The sequence below is a fragment of the Paucilactobacillus nenjiangensis genome, from assembly GCF_005405445.1.
Taxonomy (GTDB): domain Bacteria; phylum Bacillota; class Bacilli; order Lactobacillales; family Lactobacillaceae; genus Paucilactobacillus; species Paucilactobacillus nenjiangensis.
Map to the genome: position 1 here is coordinate 1 of NZ_BJEB01000078.1, position 8,267 is coordinate 8,267.

The window sequence follows — 8,267 nt, forward strand, 5'->3', positions numbered from 1 at the left end:
AAATTCCTTCCTTTTGAGAGATGATTTATTCATTATACCCTCTCTTAAAAGTTGTCTCAGGAATCAGCTTACATCCACTGACACGTGGTGATACTTCAGTGACAAAATCAATCAAGATTTCGGGTGATTCAGCAAGTAGCAGTTCAAGTGCAACGGCAGATTCAGCTGACACCACTTCAGATAACAGTACAACCACAACGACGAACGGCGGCACGGGCTCCGGTAGTTCTTATAGTGGTGGTACAGGTTATTCAAATAACTCCGCTGGTAGTAATTATGGAACTAGTAATAGTGGTGGCAGCACCGAGAATACAACACCAGAAACGCCAAGTACAGGCGATAATACCGGGAGCGGTGATAGTGGCACAGGAAACAGTGAATTTACCACCGATTAACCTAAATATTTTATTAAGTCCGTTATCATTCGGGCTTTTTTGCTATTTGTAGTAATATAATGTTATCAATTGGTATAAATAATGCGAGAGTGGACTCTTGACTCGCAATTGTTGTAAGGAGAAAAACTATGCAAGTACTAATCGTCGATGATGATAAAGAAATTGTTCAATTACTAGGAATCTACGTTAAGAACGAAGGCTATGATCCCGTTACTGCTTATGATGGTAAAGAAGCCTTAACAAAACTCAATACGAATCCAGATATCGCATTAATCATTTTGGATATTATGATGCCTGAAATGGACGGTATTGAAGTTGTGAAGCAAGTACGGAAAGATTCACAGATTCCAATCTTAATCTTGTCAGCTAAAACTGCTGATATGGATAAAATTCAAGGCTTGATTACTGGTGCAGATGACTACGTCACCAAACCATTTAATCCACTTGAAGTGATGGCACGGGTTAAGTCACTGTTACGTCGTAGTTCTAATGACGTAACTAACAGCACTCCTGATATCTTAGATGTTGGTTCATTAACTATCAACAAGGACTCACACGAAGTAAAAACCATCAATGGTGAAACGATTCAATTGACTGCCTTAGAATTTGGGATTTTATATCTGCTTGCCAGTCATCCTAACCGTGTCTTCTCAGCTGATGATATTTTTGAACGAGTTTGGCAACAAGAAAGTATTGTCTCTGCCAAGACAGTCATGGTTCACGTTAGTCATCTTCGTGATAAAATCGAAGAAGCTACCAACGGTGAAAAAGTGATTGAAACTGTTTGGGGCGTTGGATATAAGATAGAGAGTCATTAAAAATAGAGTGATGACAGCCACGATTTGCTCTTGAGTAATTGCAAAGATTATCTAAAGTAAGTGAGCTTAGCTTACGTGATAATCAAGCAATACGCATAGAGCAGTGGCTGGAATCACGATTATGATTACAAGTGCAACAAGAAACGGTAAATCTTGAGCACTAATGACAACTAATGTGGTAGCGTTCTTGGCTTACTAGTTAGTTCAAATTAGGCGGAGTGATTTGTTTCTTGGAGCACGTTTGGAAACTAGAGTGTGGATCACCGCGGGCAGGCAACGAGCTTCTAACGATGATTGACGAAGATTCCGCTTGCTGGAATCTAGGAAAGCAGTGTTAGGTGAGTTGTCTGTGGTGAAAGACACGTTTTAAAATAGCAAGATAACTTAAAGATTTTTAGCATTACCTTGTTAACCTGAAATGGTTAACATTTACATAGAAGTGGGAGAAGTAACTTGAAACTAACAGCTGGAGAAAGAAGTTCATTGATATTTGAGGGGATTAGTACCGTAATCCTTCTCTTTTTGTTGAATGTGTCGTTGATTGTAATGACAGATTTTGCGATTAAAAGTAATCCGGGATTAGAAAATGGCATTTTTATTATTAAACAATCACTGCAAATTGGTCCTTATCACACTCAAATTTGGAGTTATCAACGCTGGATGATTGGGATTTTAATCCTAATCGATATTTGGGTACTGATTTGGCGGTTACGTCGTCGGTATGCGCAATATCAATTGCAACATATCATTCGCGAATTACACTATATTGCCCAAGGCCATTTTGATCACCGGATTCCATTCCGCGTCCGTGGTGGGCAACAACAAGTAATTACCAGTGTTAACTCACTGGTTGATAGTGCCATTCAATCGATGGATGATGAACGCAAGATTGAACAATCTAAAGATGAGCTGATTACCAATGTCAGTCATGACTTGAGAACACCATTAACGTCAATTATTGGCTACTTAGGCTTGATTGAGGATAAACAATACCATAGTCAAGAAGATTTGCTGAAATACACGCACACGGCCTACGAAAAGGCGACCCAAATGAAATCGTTAGTGGAAGATTTGTTTGAATACACCAAGGTGCGGCAAACCAGTGCTCCCATTAACATTATGAGTGTCAACTTAGATCAGATGTTAGAACAACTGGCCGCTAGTTTTGAACTCGAAGCCAGCAAGAAGGGGATTTCCATGTCCGCCGACACTAAGCCCACGGACTTGATGATTGAAGCCGATGCCGAGAAGCTCGGGCGTTTATTTAGTAATTTAATCGCCAATGGCTTGAAGTACGGCCAAAATGCCAGCTACATCAAATTAACGGCGCAACAAAAGGATCAACAAGTCGAAGTTTGTGTGACTAACGATGGTGCCAAGATTCCCGAAGATGCACAGATACATTTATTTGAACGATTCTACCGTGTCGAAGAATCTCGTTCCAAAGCCACCGGGGGAACTGGCTTAGGCTTAGCGATTGTCCAAGGAATTGTCGATATGCATCACGGTGCCGTGCGCGTCGAGTCAAACGACAAACAAACCAGCTTTGTGGTAACTTTGCCATTAGATTACACACCAGAAAAAAATTAAAATATCAATTAACGGGGGCTGTAGCATGTATTTGCTAGAGCCCTTCTACTAGGAGAAAACACCCATGAAAAAATGGCTCATCAGTATTCTTAGTGCCTTACTTATTTTTAGCTCGGGCTTTGGCACCATCATTGCCCAGGCCGATGACACCCAACCAGAGATTAACGCTAGTGCCGCTCTAGCGATTGATGCGACGACTGGTCAAATCTTATATGAAAAAAATGCCAAACAGGTGCTACCAATTGCTTCAATTTCCAAGATTTTGGCAGTTTCCGTGATTTTAGACGAAATTCAAGCAGGTAAAATTTCCTGGGATACCAAAGTGACGATTAGTCCAGAAATTGCGGCTGTTTCAGCAGATACCGCATTATCGAATATTGTGCTTAATCAAGGCCAACAGTATACGGTGAAACAATTAGTTCATGCCGCCTTAATCAAGTCGGCTGATGGCGCCACGTTGGCATTGAGTACAATGAATGGTGATACGGTCACTTCGTTCAATAAAAAGATGCAAGCAAAGGCCAAAGCAATTGGTGTGGATGATGCGAAGATTTATAATGCTGTCGGTTTACAAAATAGTGATCTGGATATTTTAAAAGTGCCCGGGATGGCTGATAGTGTTGAAAATGAAATGTCCGCCATCGATGTAGCTAAAATTTCACAATACGTGATTAAGCATTATCCTGCCGTGTTAAAGATTACGGCCACTAAGTCAGAAATGTTCGATACGACGACAATGGATAATTTGAATGAAATGTTACCAGGTAATGCGAGTGCAATGACTAATTACACGATGGATGGTTTAAAAACCGGAACTTCGGATGCGGCCGGTCAATCGTTTGTCGGTACAGGGACTTACAAGGGACATCGTATCATCACGGTGATTTTGCATGCGAATGACACGAGTCGTTACACCCAAACAGCTAATCTTGTTAATTACGTGATTGGTAAGTACATTCCAACTACGGTTGATTCGTCCACGTCGTTTGCCAAAGCTACCACGGTCACCGTACCGAATGGTAAAACCGTTAAACTGAAAACTCAGTTTGCTGGTAAGACAACCTTATGGCTCAGTACCGGAACCAGTGTTCAAAATCTGTCACACAAGTTCCTTTATAAGTCAGCGTTGAAAGATAAGAACGGTAAGCTAATTGCACCTATTAAAAAGAACCAAACTATTGGTCAAGTTTCCCTTAGCGGTGACAACATGACCTTTATTGATGGTACTGGTGCCAAAATCAGTCTTAAAGCAAAAGCTGCAGATGCACAAGCTAATATCTTTGTCCGTGGTTGGAGAGCGGTGTTTGGGTATTAAGAACAAGTTGATGAATTCCACGGGTGTTCACGAGGATTAACAACAAATGGCGAATGGATGGTTTAGATCCATAAGCTATTTGAAGTTAAACGGAATGAACAGTGGAATGAATCCCAGTTCCAAAGATCTGAAAACTGCAACAATTCACCAAAGGTGATTGTTTCCAAACGATTAATTCAACCATATGAATAAATTTAGTCTGTTAATTAACGGACTCTCTCAATTAATCGCACTCGATAGTTCGTGATTAGCCGGTTTTATACCGATAATATTGTGGGATTATCCGGTTCGTTCGTGAATTGGTTTTATTCAAATATACACAGGTAAAGCCCGGTATAATCACGTCTATTCACATTAAAAAAAACGTGATAAAATGAGTGTTGATTGTGTTTCAAAGAATTTGATTAATGTCGCTTAAAACAGACCTCAGTGGGGGAACATTCTTGAAAAGAGAAGAACCAAATTGGTTGGCGGTATTGAAAATTTCAATGCCATTGTGTCTTAGTTATCTTCCAATAGGCCTAGCGTGTGGGATTTTACTCCATGCGGCTGGCTTTAATTTCATTATGACTTTTTTAGTGTCAATTGTGGTTTTTTCGGGTGGTGCTCAATTTTTAATTGCATCATTACTGACCATCAATGCACCAATGTTATCAATTGTCGTGACGTTATTCTTTTTAGAGTTACGTTATGCTTTGTTAGGGTCAAGTCTATCTAAATACATGAAAAATCAGCCACAACGCTTTATATGGCTATTTTCGGTATCATTAAACGATGAAAACTATGCAATTAACTATTTAAAATTTGCCACCGACAAAAACTGGACACCACGTCAGGCGTTGATGGTGGAACATTATTCATTGATTTCCTGGGCTGCGGCCAACTTGGTTGGTAGTTTGGTCGGAAGTGCTATTTCAATTAACTTGGAAATTGTTGACTTTGCGTTGACTGCCTTGTTCTTATACATGATTGTGATGCAGGTCCGTAACCGTCTGACTCTAATCATCGGCCTATTGTCCGCAGTGTTAGCTGCTGTTTGTTTAGTAGCAACTAAGAGTACCATCGGGATTATTATCTCAACACTGCTTGCCTCATTCGTTGGTTTCTTCATTGAATCTCGCTTACGTCATACCGGGACTAAAGCCGAACGCTGGATGTTTGGTAAGGTTCGTGGTCCTGCGATGACGCGCAAGACAATCGAAGATAAGAATGAAAGCTGACGGGGGCCCTCATGAATAATTTATTACTCAATGCACCGGTTGTCGCTCAGTCGGTGAACAGCACAATGGATAGCTGGGATCACTTGTTGCTAATCTTCTTAGCCGCAATTGCCGCCTTTATTCCGCGGTACTTTCCTATGCGATTCTTTACTAAACGCGAAATTCCAGAATGGTTCAACGAATGGATGAAGTACGTGCCAGTCAGTTTATTTACTGCTCTGGTTATTAAGGGTATCTTCATTGATACCGCATCGTATTCATTTCACTTATTTGGTCACGTTAACCAGATTATCGCCGCCGTGATTGTCATTATTATCACGTACATGACGCGCTCAATGGCGTTGTCTGTCATCGCCGGACTCGTTGCGGTGGCCTTAATCACGTTCCTCATGTAGGAATCGTGATGTTAAATTACTTTGACCATTTCACGAAAGTATTATATGATTGATGTCATGCAAACGTTTTAAGTTTGCGGGTGTAGTTCAGTGGTAAAACCATAGCCTTCCAAGCTATTGTCGCGAGTTCGATTCTCGTCACCCGCTTTACCAATTACGTTTTGATGGTAATAATGAGAAGTATTATGGTTATTTGGGGGAAGTACTCAAGTGGCTGAAGAGGCGCCCCTGCTAAGGGTGTAGACGGGTTAAACCGTGCGAGAGTTCGAATCTCTCCTTCTCCGTTATAAATCAAGCACGATCCGCAGTGATGTGGGCGGTGCTTTTTTTGTATCGTTATAATTACCCGTAATCACATTTTTATGTGATTACGGGTAATTATATGTTAAACTAAATATTGAAGGAGATGATTAGTTTGCTTATTTATTTTAATGTGACAAATTATGCCTCTATTAAGGACTCAATGCAGTTATCGACAGAAACTGGCGAGTATTTGAGAAGACTAAAGAAAACAAATACACTTGATGAAAACGGAACTTCGTTATTAAAAAGTATTTTGATCTTTGGTGCGAATGGATCTGGGAAGTCAAACTTGCTCGATGCATTGCATTTAATGAAAAGCATGGTCTTGAACAATGCAACAAAAGTAACGGACAGTCTTAAATATCGTCCTTTTGTACTTAACAATAAAACTGCTATGGAACCAGTTGAATTTAAAGTTAAGTTCAATTTTAAAAAAATTGTTTATTCTTACGAATTTTCCTTTGTTACGGATGAAATTAGATATGAAAAGTTATCAACATTCAAGGGTAAGAAAGAAAGTATCTATTTTGAAAGAAATAAACAAGATTTTATTGTTATTCCTGAAAATTTTAAAGAAAATAGTAATTTAACTAAGCCAAATTCATTGTTTGTTTATACAGCACAACAAGCTAATGATATTAACGCAATTAATGTTTTGAAATGGTTTCAAAACGATCTTATTTTTGTTGACGATCAGCAAATCCCGGATGCTTTACTTGATGTAATTAATGATGTAGAAATTAAAGAAGAATTATTAAACTTTTTGAATTTTGCTGATTTTAATATCGTCGATGTTCAAGTTCAAGAACAAAGTATTCCTGAATTACCAGCAAAATTGAAAGAAATGTTACAAGTTATTTCTCCTGAGACTGAGCTTCGCACTGTATCTAAACAAATGTATATGGTTCACAATCAATATTCAGACGATGGTAAAGTTGTAAAAAGATACTCTTTGCCGTTGGCATTAGAATCGAGAGGAACCCAAAAAATTGTGTTAATTGCACTATCTATTATTAATGCCCAACTTAATGGAAATGGTAAGACTTTATTATTTGATGAGTTTGATGATTCACTTCATTTTGAATTATCAAGTGCATTAATCAAAATATTTAATTCTGAACAAAATACAAATCAATTTATATTAACTACACATGAATTACAGTTATTAGATTCTAAAGTACGAACTGATCAAATCTATCTTTTGGAAAAAGACTTTCAGGGACGAAGTACTTTAAATTCTATTTTTGATTTTAAAGACACCAGAGATTCCACTCGAAGAGATGTTAGCTTTATGAAACGCTATATAGAGGGACGATTTGGAGCACTTCCTCAAATAAGCACAGAGGACATGTTGACAACGCTAAATCAAATACGTCGAAATAAGGTGGGTGATTAATTGGTTCGGCATTCTAAAAAATTACCAACGAAAGAAATCATTTTGATTTATTGTGAAGGACGTTCTGAAGAAGCATATTTTAAGATGCTCAATCGTAAGTATCATGGCGCAAATGTAAAAACTGAAAAAATTGATATTACTTCTTTGGGCCGCACAGGTATGACGCTATTAAAAAGTGCAGTAGCAAAGAGGTCTAACCTACCGCGAAACAAAAAATTTGATAGATGTTATGTTATTTTGGATCGAGATGCGATGAACGATTCTGATGTTCATCAATGCTATCAATATGCGAAGGCAAACAATATCACAATTATACTTTCTAGTACAAATTTTGAAGTTTGGGTATTATTACACTTTGAGTATTTTAGCCGTGACTATTCAGCAAAAGAGCTGGTTCAACGATTGTCAGGTGAAAAGTATTTCAATCAAAGTTATAGTCGTTTTAAAGGGCAAAGATATGATAAATATCTATTCGATATGGTCGGATCCGCAATTTCAAATGGATCTAAGTTATATCAAGAACATAATGATTGCGTACACTCGAAACCATTTACAGACGTGTTTAGATATATTCCAGAAATTTATGATGTCGAACAATTTTAAAAAGAGTTTGTAATTAAATTGGATTATTAATGAGAAATCTTAAACTACGTAATTTATAGCACTGACTAGTATTGAATCTCATTGGTTTTAGTTCGTAGTCGGGTCAAAGTATCAAACGCTTTCATTTTTGGAACGGAGCAAGGAAACACGTTCTGTCAAGGACGTGATGGATTGCTCTTTTTTATTGCCCGAAGGGCTATTGTAGATGGTGTTAATAAAAAGTGCTATAATT

The 8,267-nt window shown here is 38.3% G+C and carries 8 protein-coding genes and 2 tRNA genes; all 10 read left to right on the top strand.

Annotation, left to right across the window (positions count from 1 at the left end; translation table 11 throughout):
* Nucleotides 1-20 precede the first annotated feature (20 nt).
* The 10 genes from FFM59_RS09245 (at nt 21) to FFM59_RS09290 (ending at nt 8,035) form a co-directional block, all read left to right on the top strand.
* Nucleotides 21-395 (top strand): hypothetical protein, encoded by a 375-nt coding sequence (locus tag FFM59_RS09245; RefSeq protein WP_137602752.1) that lies wholly within the window; start codon nt 21-23, stop codon nt 393-395.
* A gap of 128 nt (nt 396-523) precedes the next feature.
* Nucleotides 524-1,213 carry a response regulator transcription factor CroR gene (gene croR, locus FFM59_RS09250; RefSeq protein WP_137602753.1) on the top strand — a complete coding sequence of 230 codons (690 nt, stop codon included), beginning with the start codon at nt 524-526 and terminating at the stop codon, nt 1,211-1,213.
* Between the two features lie 453 nt (nt 1,214-1,666).
* Complete coding sequence (locus FFM59_RS09255) at nt 1,667-2,803, top strand: sensor histidine kinase (protein WP_137602754.1); 1,137 nt, start codon at nt 1,667-1,669, stop codon at nt 2,801-2,803.
* 64 nt (nt 2,804-2,867) lie between these two features.
* Entirely contained in the window at nt 2,868-4,118 is a 1,251-nt protein-coding gene (locus FFM59_RS09260) for a serine hydrolase (protein WP_137602755.1), read from the top strand.
* 488 nt (nt 4,119-4,606) lie between these two features.
* Entirely contained in the window at nt 4,607-5,338 is a 732-nt protein-coding gene (locus FFM59_RS09265; protein WP_225420342.1) for an AzlC family ABC transporter permease, read from the top strand.
* Between the two features lie 65 nt (nt 5,339-5,403).
* A complete protein-coding gene (locus FFM59_RS09270; RefSeq protein ID WP_225420343.1) occupies nt 5,404-5,733 on the top strand; it encodes an AzlD domain-containing protein in 330 nt (109 codons plus the stop codon).
* Between the two features lie 76 nt (nt 5,734-5,809).
* A tRNA-Gly gene (locus FFM59_RS09275) sits at nt 5,810-5,880 on the top strand.
* A 49-nt stretch (nt 5,881-5,929) separates the two neighbouring features.
* Nucleotides 5,930-6,017, top strand: a tRNA-Ser gene (locus FFM59_RS09280).
* A 131-nt stretch (nt 6,018-6,148) separates the two neighbouring features.
* Complete coding sequence (locus FFM59_RS09285) at nt 6,149-7,432, top strand: AAA family ATPase (protein WP_137602758.1); 1,284 nt, start codon at nt 6,149-6,151, stop codon at nt 7,430-7,432.
* On the top strand, nt 7,433-8,035 hold the full coding sequence (locus FFM59_RS09290; RefSeq protein WP_137602759.1) for an RloB family protein: 603 nt from the start codon (nt 7,433-7,435) through the stop codon (nt 8,033-8,035).
* Nucleotides 8,036-8,267 lie beyond the last annotated feature (232 nt).

What these genes read in the sequence shown, in the direction of transcription:
- FFM59_RS09245 (WP_137602752.1), top strand. Translation starts at nt 21, where the DNA reads ATGATTTATTCATTATACCCTCTCTTAAAAGTTGTCTCAGGAATCAGC.
- croR (WP_137602753.1), top strand. Translation starts at nt 524, where the DNA reads ATGCAAGTACTAATCGTCGATGATGATAAAGAAATTGTTCAATTACTA.
- FFM59_RS09260 (WP_137602755.1), top strand. Translation starts at nt 2,868, where the DNA reads ATGAAAAAATGGCTCATCAGTATTCTTAGTGCCTTACTTATTTTTAGC.
- FFM59_RS09265 (WP_225420342.1), top strand. Translation starts at nt 4,607, where the DNA reads ATGCCATTGTGTCTTAGTTATCTTCCAATAGGCCTAGCGTGTGGGATT.
- FFM59_RS09270 (WP_225420343.1), top strand. Translation starts at nt 5,404, where the DNA reads ATGGATAGCTGGGATCACTTGTTGCTAATCTTCTTAGCCGCAATTGCC.